Origin of the sequence: Rhizobium sp. Root483D2, assembly GCF_001426685.1 — a bacterium.
GTDB lineage: Bacteria > Pseudomonadota > Alphaproteobacteria > Rhizobiales > Rhizobiaceae > Pararhizobium > Pararhizobium qamdonense.
On the sequence record NZ_LMFB01000016.1, the window covers coordinates 137200 to 155640 of the forward strand.

Sequence of the window (18441 nt, forward strand, 5' to 3'; positions counted from 1 at the left end):
TGATGATGCCGTTTCCTTGCGTTAGTTTTTCCGGGGTGAACGGATAGAGCCGGACGGACGCGAGGGGAAAATAATCGATGCCGATGCGAATCTCTACCGGTGGACCGGATTTCCAGATTCTTCTCGATCGCCAGTCCGCTCTCGATATCAGTGCCTTTGTCGTTGGTGGTGTCGATCTTTCGCCGGGCACGGCCATTCCATCCGATGGCGACCGGCGCATTGACCATGCGCTGCAGGGGTTCTTCTTCACCTGTGGTCCCGATCACATCCGCCATCCCGAGCCGATCGAAGGCCGCGAGGACGGACAGAAATATCCATTGCACGGATCGCTCTGCGGCACGCCTGCTGGCGAAACCTGGATGTCGCAGCCGGGCGAGCCGCCGGGCTGCAACGCGCACACCGAGGTCCTGCTTGCCAACGGAGGACAGGCCCGCATCTCTAGGCAATGGGCTGTCAGTCCGGATAATCGCGAGGTCACGCTTAACGACCGGGTCACCAATATCGGTGATCGCCCGTTTTCGCCGATGCTGATGTATCACATGAATATTGGCGGCCGGCTTGCCGGGACTGACACGCAGATCGGCGGGACGATGTTTGGAGAGGAACGGTTTGGCTGGCGATTCGGCGAAGGGGATCGCGGGCTGTTGTGCGTGCCGGCAACGGCCGGTGCGAAAGACGGCTGGGCCGAGGTCGTGCTGGGACCGTTCGAGGCGTTCAGCGGCCGGTCGCTTGCCGTGCGGTTTTCCACGCACACATTGCCGTTTCTGCAGATGTGGCGGTGCCAGAGCGGCGGCGCCGATGTCATTGGCATCGAACCGGTGTCGCACCGGCTCGCCAAGCGGGCCGAGCTTGCCGCCGCCGGCGAAATGCCGCTGCTGGCCTCAGGCGGGACGGTGGATTATGCGCTGGCGTTCCGGATCCGCTGACCCGCTTTGCAATTGACGCGTGACACTGCCGGTCTTACATCAGTCCGGGCATTATTTTGAGGAAGGCACAGCCATGGACATTCGCCAGATCAACGATGAATATTCGGTCACCGGACAGATTTCGGTCGAGGACCTCGATACGATCAAGGCGCTGGGTTTCAAGTCCATCGTTTGCCATCGCCCGGATTTCGAGCAGCCCGACCAGCCGCAGTTCGAAACCATCGCCGCCCGCGCCACGGAGCTGGGCCTCGATATTACCCATATTCCGGTCGGCCCGATGGGCGTGACCGCCGATGCCGTGCGCGAGATGGTCGATGCGCTCGATGCGTTCGAGCGTCCGATGCTCGGCTATTGCCGTTCCGGCGCGCGCTCGACCAATGTCTACCAGCAGACCCAGCACATTCGCGGCTGAAGCCTATCACCGGCGCGCATGTGAGCGATTGCGCGCCGGGCCATGATTACAAGATCATCGCAGCCGCTGACCGCTTTCATCGAAGAAGTGAAGGCTGTCCCAGGCCGCATGCACGGTGGCGAGATCATCCAGCACGATCTTTGAGCGGCCGGGCACGCGAAATACGATCGGCTGGCGGTCCGGCAATTCGCCGTGGACATAGCTTTCCGCGCCGACCAGTTCCACCGCCGCCACTTTCACGTCGATCGTCAAGCCGTTGTCCGTTTCGTTCGCGGATGACAGATGCAAGTCTTCGGGGCGCACACCCAGTGTCGCGGTGCCTGCCGGAAGAGCGGCGCCATTGCCGAGGCGCCAATCTTTCGAGGTGGTTTTTGGCAGGAGGTTCATCGAGGGCGAGCCGATAAAGGTTGCGACAAAGGTCGTCTGCGGTTTTTCGTAAAGCTCGATCGGGGTTCCGACTTGCTCGATCCGTCCGGCGTTGAGGACCACAAGCCTGTCGGCCAGCGTCATCGCTTCCATCTGGTCGTGTGTCACGTAGACGCTTGTTGTCGCGAGCGCGCGCTGCAGGCGCTTGATCTCGACGCGCATCTGGACACGCAGCTTGGCATCGAGATTGGAGAGGGGCTCGTCGAAGAGGAAGGCCGCCGGTTCGCGCACGATGGCGCGGCCCATGGCGACGCGCTGCCGCTGGCCGCCCGACAATTGCCTTGGCTTGCGATCGAGAAAGGGTTCGATTTCCAGCGCCTTGGCGGCACCGGCGATGCGCCGGTCGATCTCGTCCTGCGGCGTGTTGCGGTTCTTCAGGCCGTAGGCGAGATTTTGGCGTACCGTCATATGCGGATAGAGCGCATAGTTCTGGAAGACCATGGCGATGTCGCGCTCGGACGGCTCAAGTTCGTTCACAATGCGGCCGCCAATCGAGATCGTGCCGCCGGTAATGCTTTCAAGCCCGGCAATCATGCGCAACAGCGTGGATTTTCCGCAGCCGGACGGGCCGACCAGCACGACCAGTTCGCCATCGGCAATATCGAGGGAAACGCCCTGGATCGCATGGACCGGGCCATATTTCTTGCGGACGTCGTTTAGGATGATGTTGGCCATTATTTCTCCGTATCCACGAGACCTTTGACGAACCAGCGCTGCATCAGCACCACGACGAGAATGGGCGGTATGATGGCGAGGATCGCGGTCACCATGACGTAGTTCCAGGGTGTCGAAGCGTCGGTGAAATCGACCATGCGCCGCAGGCCGATGATGATCGTGTTCATCTTGGCATCGTTGGTGACGAGCAATGGCCAGAGATATTGTGTCCAGCCATAGATGAAGAGAATGACGAAGAGCGCGGCGATATTGGTGCTCGACAGCGGCAACAGGATATCGCGCATGAAGCGGAACGGTCCGGCATTGTCGATGCGGGCCGCCTCCACCAGTTCGCCGGGGATCGTCAGGAAGAACTGGCGAAACAGGAATGTCGCGGTGGCGGAAGCCATCAGGGGCAGCGTCAGTCCGGCATAGGTGTCGATCATGCCGAGATCGACGATAACCTTGTAAGTCGGCAGGATGCGCACCTCCACCGGCAGCATCAGCGTGACAAAGATCATCCAGAAGAATGCCATACGGAAGGGAAAGCGGAAGAAAACGATGGCAAAAGCGGACAGAAACGAAATGACGATCTTGCCGACGGCAATGGCGATGGCCACCACGAAGGAGTTGAACAGCAATCGTTCCAGGCTGACGCCGACGACCCGCTCGACACCGCCGGACATGGCTTCGGTATAGTTCTCCACCATATGCCCGCCGGGCAGCAGCGACATGGGCGGCCGGATGATTGCCTCCGATGTCGTCGTCGAGGCGATGAACGTATAGTAGATCGGGAAGGCGACGATGATGATCCCGAGGATCAATATCAGGTGGCCGACCAGATTGGCGACAGGACGTTTTTCAATCATTTCCAGCCCTCAGCCATAATGCACCCGTTTCTCGACGAAGCGGAATTGGAAGGCGGTGAGCCCGATGACGATCACCATCAAAATGACGGATTGGGCAGCGGACGAGCCGAGGTTCAAATTGACGAAGCCGTCATTGTAGACCTTGTAGACCAGCGTTTCCGTCGCCTTGGCCGGGCCGCCGCCGGTCACCGAGTGAATGATGCCGAACGTGTCGAAGAAGGCATAGACCGTGTTGACGACCAGGAGAAAGAAGGTGGTGGGCGCCAGAAGCGGAAAGACGATCGTCCAAAAGCGCCTGCTGCCGCGCGCGCCGTCGATGGCGGCAGCCTCGATCAGCGATTTCGGAATGGCCTGCAGGCCCGCCACGAAGAACAGGAAGTTGTAGCTGATCTGCTTCCAGGCGGCGGCGACCACCACCAGCGCCATCGCCTGATTGCCGTTCAACAGCGGATCCCAAGCAAAACCGTTGCGGCGCAGAAGGTAGGCCAGCGTGCCCATTGCCGGGTTGAACATGAACAGCCACAGCATGCCGGCCACCGCCGGTGCGACGGCGTAGGGCCAGATCATCAAGGTGCGATAGAAGGACTGACCGCGCACCACCTTGTCTGCGGCCGTCGCCAAAAGCAGAGCGACGCCCATGGAGACGATGGCGGTCAAAAGACTGAAGACGACCGTGACCTGCAGGGCGTGAATATAATTGGGATCGGACAGGACCGCCTTGAAATTGGCAAGGCCGACGAAACCACTTTTCAGGCCGAACGGGTCCTGCCTGACCATGGATTGATAGAGCGCCTGGCTGGCTGGCCAGAAAAAGAAAATGATCGTCAGGATGATCTGCGGCGCGACCAGCAGATAAGGCAGGATCTTGTTGGGAAACGCAACGTTGTGCACGGGTTCTCCTCGGGCATGGAAACAGGCGGCAACAGGGCGATCACGCCGCCCGCAAGATCGTGCGGGCGGCGTCTGGCCTTACGGGTTAGTTGCCGACAGCCTCGGTGATCGCTGCATTGCCGCGTTCGACGGCCTTGTCGAGGGCGGTCTTGGCATCCTGCTGGCCCGCCAGCATGGCCTCGAACTCCTCGTTCATGATGTCGCGAACCTGCGGCAGGTTGACGAGGCGCACACCCTTGGAATTTTCGGTCGGCGCCTTGCCCATCATCTGCAGGATTGGCGTTTCGCGGCCGGGATTCTTGTCATAGAAACCGGATTTCTTGGTTTCCTCGTAGGCCGCGTTGGTCACCGGCATATAGCCGGACACCTGATGCAGGCGGGCCTGGATTTCGGTCTGTGACAGGAAATTGAAGAACTGGGCGACGCCCTTGTATTCCTCGTCGCTCTTTCCGCCGAACACCCAGAGGCTTGCGCCGCCCGGAATGGTGTTTTGCGGCCCATGTCCCTCATAATAAGGGAGCTGGCCGATGCCGTATTTCACGCCCGACTTGATGATGTCGCCAAGGCCGCCGGAGGATTCAGTCAGGATCGCGCATTCGCCGGACATGAACAGCTGCTTGGCCTCGGAGGTGCGGCCGCCATAGCGGAAGGTGCCGTCCTTGGCGAGATCGGCGATCGACTGGAAATGCTGGACGAAAAGGGGAGAATTGAACTCGAGCTTGACATCATTGCCGCCGAGGCCGTTTTCCAGGGTGCCATAGGCGACATTGTTCCAGGCGGCGAGATTTTCGGTCTGGATCCAGGTGAGCCATGTCGAGGTAAAGCCGCAGGACGCCGCGCCACTCGTCTTGATCTTCTTGGCAGCGTCGAACACTTCCGGCCAGGTCTTCGGCGGATTTTCGGTGTCGAGACCGGCTTTTTCGAAAATATCCTTGTTGTAATAGAGGATCGGCGAGGATGAATTATAGGGGAAGGACAGCATCGTGCCATCCGGCTTCGAATAATAGGCTGCGATGCCTGCGAGATATTGCGACTTGTCGAATGTGTAGCCGCCCTTCTGCAGGACATCGGCTGCCGGAACGATAGCGCCCTCCGCGCCCATCATCACGCCGCTGCCGGCATCAAAAACCTGAATGATGGCGGGGGGCTGCTGCGAACGGAAGGCGGCGATACCGGCGTTCAGGGTCTCGGGATAGGTGCCCTTGAAGACCGGTGTTATCGTGTACTCTTTCTGGCTCTCGTTGAATTCCTTGGCCAGCTGGTTGACGACCTCGTTATTGGCGCCTGTCATGGCATGCCACCATTGCAGATCCGTTGCCGCATGCGCACTGACGGGCAGCGCCAGCGTCAGCGCAACGAGTGCGGTCGATGTGGAAAATGAGCGTGTCATGGTTATTCCTCCCTGGTGGTGACAAACGGAACAGATGGTCTTTCAAACCATTCCGGTAGCGATCCTCCCCGATCGCTACCGCAAGCCGGTATATCCACACCCGCACGGAAAACCATGCCGGCGACTGTGGATGTCACAGTGTTGTCACATAGACATAGAAGGCGGAAGCGGTTTGTCCACCCAAAGATGACAGCTTTGCTCCGGCGCAACCGTCTGGTTAGTATTGCTTAATTAGCATTTCTGATTTGGCTCAACGTTCGCATTGGCGTAATCGCCTCCGGATCGAGCCTGATCTCGATGATCGACGGCTTGCCGCTTTGCCGGGCGCGCTCGAAGGCTGCGGCAAAATCCTCGGTCTTTTCGACGCATTCGCCATGGCCGCCATAGGCACGGGCAAAGGCTGCAAAATCCGGATTGGTCAGGTCCGTGCCGCTGACCCGGCCGGGATATTCCCGCTCCTGGTGCATGCGGATCGTCCCGTAGATACCGTTGTTGATCACCAGCGTGATGATCGGCAGATCATAGCGGACGGCGGTGGCAAATTCCTGGCCGTGCATCATGAAGCAGCCATCGCCGGCAAAGCAGATCACTTCGCGGTCGGGATGAAGATGTTTGGCCGCAACGGCAGCCGGCAGGCCATAGCCCATGGAGCCGGATGTCGGCGCTGCCTGCGTGTTGAAGCGCTGGAACCGGTGAAAGCGATGCAGCCAGGTGGCATAGTTGCCGGCGCCATTGGTGAAAATGGTATCGGGCGCCGTATTGGCTTCGATATGGCGCATGACCGGCCCCATCTGCACATCGCCCGGCCCGGTTTCGGGGGGCGTCGACCAGGTGAGATAGGCCTCATGCATGCGTGCCGTCCGCCCGGACCGATGGCGCGGTTGGGCTGGCTTCAGCTCTGCCAGGGCATTGGCAAAATCGGCAGGCGAGGCGGCGATGGCAAGATCCGGGCGGTAGACGCGGCCGAGTTCGCCGGGATCGGGATAGACATGCACCAGCGTCTGCTGCGGGTAGGGCACGTTCAGCAGGGTATAGCCCGAGGACGGCATTTCGGAGAAGCGGCCGCCGATCAACAGCACCAGGTCTGCCTCGCGGATCTCCCTGGCAAGCGCCGGGTTGATGCCGATGCCGACATCACCGGCATAATTGGGATGAAGATGGTCAAACAGCATCTGGCGGCGGAAGGAGCAGCCGGTGGGCAGGTCGAAGCGTTCGGCGAAAGCCTGGAACTGCGCGACGGCCTCTTGGCTCCAGCGTGTGCCGCCGAGAATGGCGATCGGCCGCTCCGCCTTGGCAAGCAGGGCTTCCAGCTGTTTCAACTGACCGGGACCCGGATGGCTTTCCACCGGCTGATAGGGTCTTGCCGGAACCGCCTCTGTCTTTTGCGTCAGCATGTCTTCCGGCAGGGTTAGAACCACCGGGCCGGGGCGGCCCGATGTCGCGACCGCAAAGGCGCGGGTGACGAATTCCGGGATGCGGGCGGGATCGTCGATCTCGCCCACCCATTTGGCAATCTCGGTGAAGGCGCGGCGATATTCAATTTCCTGGAAGGCTTCGCGCTCACGCGCATCGCGCTGCACCTGGCCGATGAACAGGATCATCGGGATCGAATCCTGGCGGGCGATATGCAGGCCGGCGGATGCGTTCATCGCGCCCGGACCGCGCGTCACCATGCAGATGCCGGGTTCGCCGGTGAGCCGGCCCCAGGCATCGGCCATCATCGCGGCGCCGCCTTCCTGGCGGCAGACCACGACATCGATATCGGTATCGTAGAGCGCGTCGAGCACGGCGAGATAGCTTTCTCCCGGCACGCAGGACACCCGCCTGACGCCGTTTGCCTTCAGCGCCTCAACGATCAATTCTCCGCCTGTTTTCATGTCTGCTCCTCCCAAAGCACGTCACTTAAAGCTTATCAGATGGCCGGCGATACCGGCGCGATACTGGCTGTCTTGTTCACCCGGCGCTCGCGCCAGATGATGTAGAGGCCCGAGCTGATGATGATGGCGATGCCAAGCCATTTCAGCGCATCCGGCAGATGGCCGAACACCAGCCAGCCAAAGATCGTCGCCGAAACGATTTCCAGATATTGGAGCGGCGCCAGCACCGAGGCGGGTGCCGCACGATAGGCATAGACGCCAAGCACGCCGGAAATCGTGGCGGTGACGCCGACGCCGATGAGATAAAGACCAGCGGCCATATCCGGCACGACCGGATCGAAAATCTCCGACCCCGTGCCATTGCCGAAATACAGCAGGATACCGCAGAACAGCGCGCCCCAGACGCCCGCATGAAACTGCATCGACCAGGGATCCTCGTTCTGCGCGACCAAACGCGTCACCAGAAGGAAGACTGCAAGGCCGAAGGCGGAGACCACAGGCAAAAGCGCGATCCAGCCGACTTCCTGCATGCTTGGCTGGATGACCAGCAGCGCGCCTGAAAAGCCGACTGCGCAGGCCGTATAGCGCCGCCAGCCGATGGTTTCCTTGAGGAAAATGCTGCCGAGAATGGTGAGGATGATCGGCTCGACGAAGAAGATTGCGATGGCATCGGCCACTTCCATCGCCTTCAGCGTGGTGATGAAGGACAGCATGGTGACGACGAGCAGGCCGCCGCGCAGCATATGCAGCCCGGTCTTTTTCCAGGTCAGATCAAACAGCGTGCCACGGACGAGGACGACCGGCAGGATGAAGATCATCTGCAGCACGAAACGCATCGCGGTGATTTCAGCCGATGGAATGGTGGTGATGGCCAGTTTTGCAAAAATATCGATCAGCGGCGAGATCAGCACCGCAATCACCATCAGGCCGAGGCCGAAGGAAATGTCGTTGCTGCGGATTGCCGGTTTTATGGACATTTCAGTCATGCCAGGTCTTTGCTCACGTCCGCTGCGGGACTGCGGCACGGCACCACGCGGCAAAATCCTGCATGGCGCGGTCGCGCTCGATTTCGTTCAGGGTTTCGTGGCGCATGCTGGGATGGATCACCGCCGTCACCTGCTTCAGCCCGGCTTTTTGCATCTGCTGCGCCAACCACGAGATTTCGCGGCCGCCATTGGTGGCCGGGTCCTGCCCGCCGCCGGTGAGGTGGATCGGCAGGTTTTTAGGCAGATGGCTGAGGCGCTCCGGCCTGGCACCATCGAAGGTCAGCCGGAACAGGTCGATCCAGAGCGAAACGCTGGCATCAAAACCGCAAAGCGGGTCGTCGATATATTTTGCAACCTCCACCGGGTCATGCGACAGCCAGTCATAGTCCGTCTTGTGGTTGGGGATCGACTTCGCCCAAGCGCCGAAGGTGAGTTGCGACAGCAGTCCGCTCGGCACGTCGGAGCCTTTCAGTGCTTTCTCGATGGAAAGCACGATTTGTGCGGCACGCCCGGCCAGGCCCGGATTGAAATTCGAGTTCCAGACGGCCAGTACATCGTAAAGGCCGGGATCGGTTTCTGCCGCGTTGAGCGCGATCAGGCCGCCCATGGAATGGCCGAACAGGATGACGGGAAGGCCGGCATGGCGGCTGGCCGCCATGTCCCGCATCGCCCTGACGTCGGCAATGACCTTGGCTGCCCCTTGCGACTGGGCATACCGGCCAAGGGGGGCGTCGGCGGCTTTGGTGAGGCCGTGGCCGCGATGATCGTGCGCGTAAACGTTGAAGCCGTTATTGGCCATGACTTCGGCGAAGCGGGCGTAACGGGCGGAATGTTCGGCCAGTCCGTGGCAGATGATCAGCACACCCACGGGCTCTCCACCCGCTGGCCAATGGCGCCAGGCGAGGGCAGCTCCGCTTGGGGTTTGCAACGTTTCGACCTTGGCGAACACCCCTTAGATCCTCCCAGGCGCAGTTCCGGCACTCACCGCTATCAACTTGATTTAACAGCCAAAGGCAACCGGCGCTTGGTGCTTGTTTGGTATCAGGTCAGAAAAGATTCGCGTGTATGTCGATTCCAGGTTGCAATTTTCCCGTTTTAATCGCTAAATGATCTTGTTTTGTTCCTTTTTTGATGGAGATGGGCATGCAAGGGAATGTGAGGGCTATTGTTGTATTGCTAGTGTTTTGCCTGCACGTGTTTGCGCTGATCGTGATCTCTGCCTCAGGGGCGCTCGCGCAGGAGATGGACGTGCGGGAAACGGGCAGGACGGAGTATATTCTGGCCATAAGCTGGCAGCCGGGATTTTGCGAGACGCGGCCGGACCGCAAGGAATGTGCCGGGCAAGACGCCGGGCGGTATGACGCGACGAATTTCTCCCTGCATGGCCTCTGGCCGGTGAAGAAGAGCTATTGCGGCGTCGCTGACGATATCAAGGCGCGCGACCGGACCGGCAATTGGCTGGACCTGCCGCAGCTGGCAATCGTGCAGGAGACGGCAGCCAAGCTGATGGTGGCGATGCCTGGAACGCAATCGGGGCTTGAGCGGCACCAATGGCTGCGCAGCGGCACGTGCCATGGCGGCACGGCACAGGATTATTTTGCCACGCAGCTTCGTTTTCTTGATGAAATCAATGGCTCGGCGGTGCGGACCCTGTTTGCGGGGCGCATCGGGCAGGATGTCACCGAAGGCGAGGTCAAGCAGGCCTTTGCCGCCAGTTTCGGCAAGGGTGCCGGCGACCGCGTCCGGATGCGGTGCGAACAGGTACGTGCACGGAGTGTCGTCACGGGGCTGACGATCGGTCTGTCGGGCGATGTTTCCGCCAATGCCGGGCTTTCGGATCTGATCCTTGCGGCCGGCAGTACCGATTTCAAATGCGCGAAAGGGGCGGTCGATCCGGCCGGCATTCAGTGAATGAAGCGCTCTAAAACCGGTTTCTTCATTGCTCCGCCGGGATAATTCGCCTACATAGCGGGCAAAATCCCATTCCGTCGGAGCAGTTTCTCTATGGCACGTCAATTCATTTATCATATGTCCGGACTGAACAAGTCCTACGGCACCAAGAAGGTGCTGGAGAATGTCAATCTGTCGTTCTATCCGGACGCCAAGATCGGTATCCTCGGCCCGAACGGTGCGGGTAAATCGACCGTGCTGCGCATCATGGCCGGCCTCGACAAGGAATATACCGGCGAAGCCTGGGTCGCTCAGGGTGCGACCGTCGGCTATCTCGCGCAGGAACCACAGCTCGATCCGACCAAGACGGCGATGGAAAACGTCATGGAGGGCGTGGCCGACAAGACGGCGATCCTCGAGCGCTACAACGAACTGATGATGAACTATTCCGATGAGACGGCGGAAGAGGGCTCTAAGCTTCAGGACATTATCGACGGCCAGAACCTGTGGGATCTCGAAAGCCAGGTCGAAATGGCCATGGAGGCGCTGCGCTGCCCGCCCGGCGATGCGGATGTGACCAGCCTGTCGGGTGGTGAACGCCGCCGTCTGGCTTTGTGCAAGCTTTTGCTCTCCAAGCCCGACCTGCTGCTCCTCGACGAACCGACCAACCATCTCGATGCCGAAACCATCGGCTGGCTGGAAAACCATCTGCGCCAATATCCCGGCGCCGTGATGATGATCACCCACGATCGCTACTTCCTCGACAATGTCACCGGCTGGATCCTCGAACTCGACCGTGGCCGCAGCATTCCCTATGAGGGCAACTATTCGGCTTACCTGCTCGCCAAGGCCAAGCGCATGCAGCAGGAAAACCGCGAGGACGCGTCCCGCCAGAAGGCGATCAGCCGCGAACAGGAATGGATCGCCTCCAGCCCGAAGGCCCGCCAGTCGAAGTCGAAAGCCCGTATCAAGGCCTATGACGAACTGGTGGAAGCAGCCGACAAGATGCGTCTGGGCGATGCGCAGATCATCATTCCGATCGGCGAGCGTCTCGGCCAGGTTGTTATCGAAGCCGAGAACATCACCAAGGGTTACGGCGACCGCGTGCTGATCGAAGACCTGTCGATCAAGCTGCCGCCGGGCGGCATCGTCGGTGTCATCGGCCCGAACGGCGCCGGCAAGACCACGCTGTTTCGCATGATCACCGGCCAGGAAAAGCCCGATAGCGGCACGTTCCGCGTCGGCGATTCCGTCAAGCTCGGTTATGTCGACCAGAGCCGCGATGCGCTCGATGGTAACAAGACCGTCTGGGAAGAGATTTCCGGCGGTGCCGAAGTCATCAAGCTCGGCAAGCTGGAGATGAACTCGCGTGCCTATTGCGGCGCCTTCAACTTCAAGGGCACCGACCAGCAGCAGAAGGTCGGCAATCTCTCCGGCGGTCAGCGCAACCGCGTTCACTTGGCCAAGATGCTGAAGGCCGGCGGCAACGTGCTGCTGCTCGACGAACCGACCAACGACCTCGATACGGAAACGCTGGCGGCGCTGGAAATCGCGCTTGAAAACTTCGCCGGCTGCGCTGTCATCATCAGCCATGATCGCATGTTCCTCGACCGGTTGGCGACGCATATCCTCGCCTTCGAAGGCGATAGCCATGTGGAGTGGTTCGAAGGCAACTTCGAGGACTACGAGAAGGACAAGATCCGCCGCCTTGGCCCGGAATCGGTCAACCCAAGCCGCGTCAGCTACAAGCGCTTGACGCGCTAAGCGGCAGCAGGCGGTCTGCGCCTGCGTCCGTTGCGGTGCATTCGTGTCGCCGTGCCGTGTGAAATTGTCGAAGGCGGTCCTTTCGGGCCGCCTTTTGTCTGTCCGGATGTCCGTGGTGAAAGCCACATTTCAACTTGCGGAAAACTCGAAAATCACATAAACATATCTTTATGTGTTGATGGGGTTTATGATGGCGCGAGAACACGGGCTGGGACTGGACGAACTGGTCGATGTGCTGAAGGCAGCGGGCGAGCCGACGCGCATGCGTCTTCTGGCGCTTCTGGCCGCCGGCGACCTGACCGTGACCGATCTTACCGAAATTCTCGGACAATCGCAGCCCCGGATTTCGCGGCATCTGAAGTTGCTCGCCGAAGTCGCCCTGATTGATCGTTATCAGGAGGGCGCCTGGGCCTATTTTCGCCTGCGCGGCGAGGGCGCAGGCGTGGCGCTGGTGCGCGACTTGCTCTCGGCCTCCGATAGCGCAGACGCCGTGTTGACCCGCGATGGCGAGCGCCTAGTGGCGCTGAAACAGGCGCGCTCCGAAAAAGCCCAAGCCTATTTCAGCCGCAATGCGGCCGAATGGGACGAGCTTCGCCGCCTGCATGTCAGCGAAGCCGATGTCGAGGCGGCCTTGAAAAAGGTGATCGGGACGGATCCGGTCGATGGTCTGCTTGATCTGGGAACCGGAACCGGGCGCATCCTGCAGCTTCTCGAAGGCCTGTACCGCCGCGGTGTCGGCGTCGATGCCAGCCGCGACATGCTGGCGGTTGCCCGCGCCAATCTCGACCGCGCCGGGATCACCAAGGCTTCGATCCGGCACGGCGATATCTTCAACCTGCCGCTCGACGGCCGGCAGTTCGATCTCGTCACCATCCACCAAGTGCTGCACTTCCTGCCGCAGCCGCAGGCGGCGATTGCCGAGGCAGCCCGCATGCTGGTGCCCGGAGGCCGGCTGGCAATCATCGATCTGGCGCCGCATACGCTGGAATATCTGCGGGACGAGCATGCACATATGCGCCTTGGCTTTTCGCGCCAGACGATGGCCGACTGGCTGGAAAAGGCCGGGCTGAGCGTCGAGGAGACGGTGGATCTCAGCCCCGGCACCGACCGGGACCGGCTTCTGACGGTGACCATCTGGCTTGCGCGCGACAAACGGCAGGCCGCGACTATCGATACACCCGAGGGCAAGCGCGCTCTCGCCTATGCCGGGAGGACATGACATGCCGATACACACCCTTTACCCGGCCGAACGCGGCAATCTGCGCCTGTCTTTCGAATATTTTCCGCCGAAAAATGACGATATGGAAAGCCAGCTGTTCCAGACCGCTGGAGACCTGTCGGCGTTCGATCCGGCTTTCGTGACGATGACCTATGGTGCTGGCGGCTCCACCAAGGAGCGCTCGCTCACGGCCGTGCGGCGGATGATCGATGACGAGGGCTTTGCCAATACGGCAGCGCACCTGACCTGCGTCGGGGCGACGAAGGCGGAGGTCGATGCCGTCGTCGCCGAGTTCATCGGCAGCGGCGTTCGGCATTTCGTGGTTTTGCGCGGAGATCCGCAAGGGGGCGTCGGCGCGCGCTACGAGCCGTTTGCAGACGGATACGAGAATGCTGCGGCCCTGGTGGCGGCCATCCGGGCGAAGGGTGATTTCGAGATTTCCGTGTCCGCCTATCCGGAGAAACACCCGGAAAGCCCGGATGTGGCTGCCGATATCGACATGCTGAAGCGCAAGGTCGACAATGGCGCAACGCGTGCGCTCACCCAGTTCTTCTTTGATAACAATGATTTCGAGCGGTATCTTGAGCGTGTGCGGCGCGCCGGCATCCAGATTCCGGTCGTTCCCGGCATCATGCCGATCAATAATCTGGCTGGCATCACCAAATTTGCCGGGCTCTGTGGGGCAAAGGTGCCCGAGGCGATCGTCACGCGGCTGGTGCATCTGGATGAGAGCCCGGAGGAACGCTTCAAGGAAGCCACCCATATCGCCGCCGAGCAGATCGTCGATCTGGCGCGGCGCGGTCTTCGCGATTTCCATCTCTATACGATGAACCGTTCGCCGCTGGTGGCGGCCGTCTGCGATCTCGTTGGTTTTGAGCGGGTGCCATCGGCTGTGGTCCAGCCACGCTCGGCCGGTGCTGCCGCCTGAGGACAGGTTGCGACAGCGGCGAAACAGGCAAACCGGACATGGAAAAGCCCTTGAGACCGATGGTTTCAAGGGCTTTTGAGTGTTTCAGTCTCAGGTCCGGGGTCCTTGTCGGAGCGCGTTACCTGGCTGGATCCTGATGCAATGGATTGCGGTTCTTAAAGTCCTTGATGATCGACCGGACTATTTGCGGATGCTTTAGATAAAAAGCATGGTTGCAACGAATACGAACGCTGCACTTATCATGAGGACATTCAACGAATGTGTTATTCCCATAACCGGCCCTCCTTGCGTTGACAGCCGAAAGATAGGGGGAAAATGTCACGCGTGAAAGGAAAAGTTATGCTGCGTTGCGGCATCGGAGGTGCCGCAGAGGCTTATTCACAGGGCTAAGCACATGATTGAATGCACTTTTGCCGCCCGCCACAATTTTTTCACAATGTCTTTACTTTGGTTAATGTAACGGCGTGAAATGCGCTGTGAGTGGCCAATTGGACACATGCTTTCCTTGCTTGATTCCGCTTTGCCTGTCAGGTCCGGCGGCGGGGCAAAAGGCGGCCATCCAGCACCACGAGGCCTGCCGCAATCAGCAGCATGCCGGCAATATCTGTTGTCTCCAGCGTTTCGCCGAGGAAAAGGATGCCGAGCAGAATGGCGCTCGGCGGGACGAGCAGGGTGACCAGCGAGGTATTGGTCGCGCCGGCGAGGCCCATGATGCGGAAGAACAGGATGTAGCCATAGGCCGTCGATACCAGCGCCAAGGCAAGGATCGCCAGCACCGATGTCAGCGGCGGGAAGGCCAGCTGCCAGGGCTGGTCGATCATCAGCGATAGCGGCAGCATGATCAGCGTCGATGCGGTCAGCTGTCCCGCCGCCGTGACGGGGGCGGCGAGCCCGCGGAAGCGCTTGCCATAGGTTGCCGCAAACCCATAGCTGATCGCGGCTGCGACCGGAAAGAGCAGCGCCCAGAGCGGAATGTTGCTGTTTGCATGGGTGAGGCCGGGCAGGGCGCTTGGACCGATCAGGACCGCCGTGCCGGTCAGGCCCAGCAGGCAGCCGGCGATCTTGGCAAGGCTCAGCTTTTCGTCCTGCGTCAACGCATTGGCGATCAGCACCGTGAAGACTGGCGTGGTGGCATTGAGGATGGCAGCAAGGCCGGCGCCGATCTGCGTCTGGCCAAGAAAGATGAAGGTGTGCGGGATGGCATTGTTGATCAGGCCCAAAAGCAGGAATTGCGGCCAGCGGGCCGTCAGCTCGCGGTAGATGTCATAGCGTCCAAAGATGTAGATGTGCAGCGCGATGGCCGCCAGCGCCACGCGCAGCAGGACCAGCGTGAACGCCGGAACATGCTGGATGGCGATCCGCGCGAAAAAGAAAGAGCCGCCCCAGATCAGCCCGAGCAGGACCAGCAGCCCCCAGGTGGCCATCGTCATGCGGCTCTGCAGACTCGTCGTTGTTGCATCCATCTGACTGTCCCCTGCTTCGCTCGAAACATAGCCCGCGTTATAGTTTACTTATCCTACAAGCCTCTAAGGCGTAAGGTGGGATCTATCCACCCGATTCTTGACCGACGTCACAGATATGAAGGACGATCTGCTGGAGCCTTTGACGACACAATCCATCGCCGCCGCACATGACGGCCAGGGGCTTGTCTCCATTGCGATCGTCGTGGCGGTCGCAGCCATTCTCGGACTGGGGTTCCTGCGCCTGCGCCAGCCGCCGCTGGTCGGTTTCATCCTGGCAGGCGTGGCCTTGGGGCCGACCGGGTTCGGCCTTATCTCCAACAGTGCCAATGTCACGCTTTTGGCCGAAATGGGCGTCGTCGTCCTCCTGTTTTTCATCGGCATGGAATTGTCGATCAAGGCCTTCGTGCTTAGCCTGCGGCAAGCTTTGCTGGTGGCGGGCGGACAGGTGATCGCGGCAATCGCTGCCGCAGGGCTGATTGCGCTGATCACGGGCGCAAGCATGGCCGAGGGGCTCATCCTCGGTTTCGTCATCGCAATGTCGTCCACGGTCGTTGCCATGAAGATGCTGGAAGATATGGGGGAGTTGCGCAGCGAAACCGGGCGGATCGCCGTCGGCGTGCTGATTGCGCAGGATATCGCCGTGGTGCCGATGCTCATCCTGGTCTCGAGTCTCGGCGGCGAGGAACTGCATATCGGCATCATCGCGGTCAAAATGGTGATCGCAATTGCCATTCTCGCGGCCCTGCTCTGGTGGTTTGGCCGCCACGGCAAGTTGCGGGTTCCCTATAGCGAGGCGGTCGAGGACAAGGTGGAGATATTGGCGCTCGGCGCGCTCGCCGTCTGCTTCGGGGCCGCCGCGATTTCGGGCCTTGCCGGCATGTCGCCAGCCTATGGGGCGTTTCTGTCGGGCATCGTCATCGGCAATTCGACGCTGCGCAGCCGCGTCATTCCGGTGATCGAGCCGATCCAGAGCGTGTTGCTGGTGGTGTTCTTCCTGTCGATCGGCCTGTTGATCGACCTCACTTTCATCGGTGAGAATTTCTGGTCGGTGCTGAGTGCTGCGCTGATCGTGATTGCGGCAAAGACGCTTTTGAACATCTTTCTGTTGCGCAAGACCGGCTCATCGCCACAGATTGCGCTCGTGGCGGGCCTGTCGATGGCGCAGATCGGCGAGTTCTCGTTTGTGCTGGCCGCCGCCGGTCTGGGGGCCGGTGTTCTGCAGTTCGATACCTACAAGGTGGCGATCGCGGTGACTGCGGTTTCCCTGCTCGTCTCGCCGCTCTGGGTCAGCATGATGCACCGGCTGGAAAACATCGCGTCCGAACATCTGCTCACCTACCGCAAGGCCTTTGCCGTCGCCTATGCGCGCGAACTGAACGAAGTGTCGAAACGGGGAGCGGCGCTTGCGGGCGCCCGTTGGTCGTTGAAGCTGCGCTACCGCGCCTTGCGGCTTGCCCGTCACCACCGGCGGCGGGCAAGAGCGCTGAAACAGCGTGAAGCGGATATTACAGAGCGCTGAGGACAGCCGGTGTGGCCCAGCCGTCGGCCGGCATGCCGAGGCGCAGCTGCTCTTTCTGCAACGCTGCACGGGTGCCGGAGCCAAGGATCCCGTCGATCTTGCCGACATCATGGCCGAGCGCCTGCAGCTTCGTCTGCAGCGCCTTCATCTCTTCGTCGTTCAGACCCGGTTCCGGCGTGTGGTTGTCATAGGTGGGGGCGCCTGCAAGCCGCGTTGCGAAATAGGCGGCCGAGGTCGTGTAGATGAACGACTGGTTCCATTCGAGATAGACGTTGAAGTTCGGATAGGTCAGGAAGGCGACGCCGTGGCGGCCCTGCGGGATGACCAGCGAGGAGGCAAGCTGCGGGAACGCCGTATTGCCGTCGCGCGGCTTGACGCCAAGCTTGAACCAGTCGCCTGCAGTCATGCCGGTCTGCAGGCCGGTCTTTTCCCAGGGCAGGTTTTCCGGCAGGTTGACTTCCTGGATCCAGGGCTGGCCGGCGGTGAAGCCGAGGCTCTTGATGAACTTGGCGGCTGTCAGGATGGCATCCGGCGCGCTCTGCTTCAGGTTGACGTGACCGTCGCCATCGCCGTCCATGCCCTGCGCGATAATGTCTTCCGGCAGCATCTGCACCTGGCCGATTTCGCCGGCCCATGCACCGGTCGTCGTTTCCGGATCGAGGTCGCCATGCTGGACCATCTCGATGGCCGAGATCAGCTGCGGGCGGAACATTTCCGGGCGGCGGCAATCATGCGCCAGCGTCACCAGGGCGTTGCGGGTGTTGAAATCGCCCTGAACGGCGCCGAAGTCGGTTTCCATCGCCCAGAAGGCGGTGATCACCGGAGCTGGAACGCCGAATTCCTTGTCGGCCCGATCAAAGATCGCGGCATATTCCTTCATCTTCTTTGCGCCGATATCCAGCCGCGCCTTGCTGACAGTGCGCTGCGAGAATTCGGTAAAACTCTGCTTGAAGACACCCTGGGCGCGGTCGCGGCTCAGCACTTTTTCGGAAATCGCAGCACCGGCAAGGGCGCGATCCGCCACATCGGCCGGGATGCCCTTGGCAACAGCCTCAGCCTTGACGCCCTGCAGGAAGGTGGCGAGATCGCCGCCGCAGGCTTGTGCCGGTGTGGCTGGTGCCGCCGCCTGCTGCGCAAGCGCCGTTGAGGTCAAAAGGGTGAGGAAGCCGATCGAAAGAACGGAGCGCAGTGTGCTGCGTGTCATCGCAAGTCCTTGTTGTAAGGCCG

The 18441-nt window shown here is 60.8% G+C and carries 16 protein-coding genes; 7 read left to right on the forward strand and 9 right to left on the reverse strand.

Going from position 1 to position 18441, the window contains the following annotated elements; all coding sequences use genetic code 11:
* Positions 1–77 precede the first annotated feature (77 nt).
* The gene (locus tag ASD32_RS14685; protein ID WP_156383186.1) at positions 78–926 is read left to right on the forward strand and encodes a DUF4432 family protein; all 849 of its coding nucleotides are present in this window, start codon (positions 78–80) and stop codon (positions 924–926) included.
* A gap of 73 nt (positions 927–999) precedes the next feature.
* The gene (locus tag ASD32_RS14690; protein WP_060638781.1) at positions 1000–1338 is read left to right on the forward strand and encodes a TIGR01244 family sulfur transferase; all 339 of its coding nucleotides are present in this window, start codon (positions 1000–1002) and stop codon (positions 1336–1338) included.
* Positions 1339–1392: 54 nt separating this feature from the next.
* Here the strand turns inward: ASD32_RS14690 and ASD32_RS14695 are convergent, their stop codons facing one another.
* The 7 genes from ASD32_RS14695 to ASD32_RS14725 form a co-directional block, all read right to left on the reverse strand.
* Entirely contained in the window at positions 1393–2439 is a 1047-nt protein-coding gene (locus ASD32_RS14695) for a sn-glycerol-3-phosphate import ATP-binding protein UgpC (protein WP_060638782.1), read from the reverse strand.
* The gene (gene ugpE / locus ASD32_RS14700; RefSeq protein WP_060638783.1) at positions 2439–3287 is read right to left on the reverse strand and encodes a sn-glycerol-3-phosphate ABC transporter permease UgpE; all 849 of its coding nucleotides are present in this window, start codon (positions 3285–3287) and stop codon (positions 2439–2441) included. Before ugpE ends, ASD32_RS14695 begins: the two co-directional genes overlap by 1 nt.
* A gap of 9 nt (positions 3288–3296) precedes the next feature.
* A complete protein-coding gene (ugpA, locus tag ASD32_RS14705) occupies positions 3297–4178 on the reverse strand; it encodes a sn-glycerol-3-phosphate ABC transporter permease UgpA (protein ID WP_060638784.1) in 882 nt (293 codons plus the stop codon).
* An 85-nt stretch (positions 4179–4263) separates the two neighbouring features.
* Complete coding sequence (gene ugpB, locus ASD32_RS14710; protein WP_060638785.1) at positions 4264–5568, reverse strand: sn-glycerol-3-phosphate ABC transporter substrate-binding protein UgpB; 1305 nt, start codon at positions 5566–5568, stop codon at positions 4264–4266.
* Between the two features lie 227 nt (positions 5569–5795).
* Positions 5796–7445, reverse strand: coding sequence for a thiamine pyrophosphate-binding protein (locus ASD32_RS14715; protein WP_060638786.1), 1650 nt, complete (start codon positions 7443–7445; stop codon positions 5796–5798).
* Between the two features lie 35 nt (positions 7446–7480).
* Positions 7481–8431 (reverse strand): DMT family transporter, encoded by a 951-nt coding sequence (locus ASD32_RS14720; RefSeq protein WP_060638787.1) that lies wholly within the window; start codon positions 8429–8431, stop codon positions 7481–7483.
* 13 nt (positions 8432–8444) lie between these two features.
* On the reverse strand, positions 8445–9380 hold the full coding sequence (locus tag ASD32_RS14725; RefSeq protein ID WP_060638788.1) for an alpha/beta hydrolase: 936 nt from the start codon (positions 9378–9380) through the stop codon (positions 8445–8447).
* Positions 9381–9574: 194 nt separating this feature from the next.
* Here ASD32_RS14725 and ASD32_RS14730 point away from each other — a divergent pair, with 194 nt between their 5' ends.
* The 4 genes from ASD32_RS14730 (at position 9575) to metF (ending at position 14232) form a co-directional block, all read left to right on the forward strand.
* Entirely contained in the window at positions 9575–10342 is a 768-nt protein-coding gene (locus ASD32_RS14730) for a ribonuclease (protein WP_156383187.1), read from the forward strand.
* Between the two features lie 93 nt (positions 10343–10435).
* The gene (gene ettA, locus ASD32_RS14735) at positions 10436–12085 is read left to right on the forward strand and encodes an energy-dependent translational throttle protein EttA (protein WP_060638789.1); all 1650 of its coding nucleotides are present in this window, start codon (positions 10436–10438) and stop codon (positions 12083–12085) included.
* Positions 12086–12275: 190 nt separating this feature from the next.
* Positions 12276–13304, forward strand: coding sequence for a metalloregulator ArsR/SmtB family transcription factor (locus ASD32_RS14740; RefSeq protein WP_060638896.1), 1029 nt, complete (start codon positions 12276–12278; stop codon positions 13302–13304).
* Between the two features lies 1 nt (position 13305).
* Positions 13306–14232, forward strand: coding sequence for a methylenetetrahydrofolate reductase [NAD(P)H] (metF, locus tag ASD32_RS14745; protein WP_060638790.1), 927 nt, complete (start codon positions 13306–13308; stop codon positions 14230–14232).
* Positions 14233–14759: 527 nt separating this feature from the next.
* On the opposite strand, the gene ASD32_RS14750 is transcribed toward metF, so the two are convergent.
* Complete coding sequence (locus tag ASD32_RS14750) at positions 14760–15695, reverse strand: DMT family transporter (RefSeq protein ID WP_060638791.1); 936 nt, start codon at positions 15693–15695, stop codon at positions 14760–14762.
* Between the two features lie 97 nt (positions 15696–15792).
* Here ASD32_RS14750 and ASD32_RS14755 point away from each other — a divergent pair, with 97 nt between their 5' ends.
* Positions 15793–17214, forward strand: coding sequence for a cation:proton antiporter (locus ASD32_RS14755; RefSeq protein WP_348270739.1), 1422 nt, complete (start codon positions 15793–15795; stop codon positions 17212–17214).
* Here the strand turns inward: ASD32_RS14755 and ASD32_RS14760 are convergent.
* Complete coding sequence (locus tag ASD32_RS14760; protein WP_060638792.1) at positions 17201–18418, reverse strand: lytic murein transglycosylase; 1218 nt, start codon at positions 18416–18418, stop codon at positions 17201–17203. The two genes, ASD32_RS14755 and ASD32_RS14760, sit on opposite strands and share 14 nt — an antisense overlap.
* Between the last annotated feature and the right edge of the window lie 23 nt (positions 18419–18441).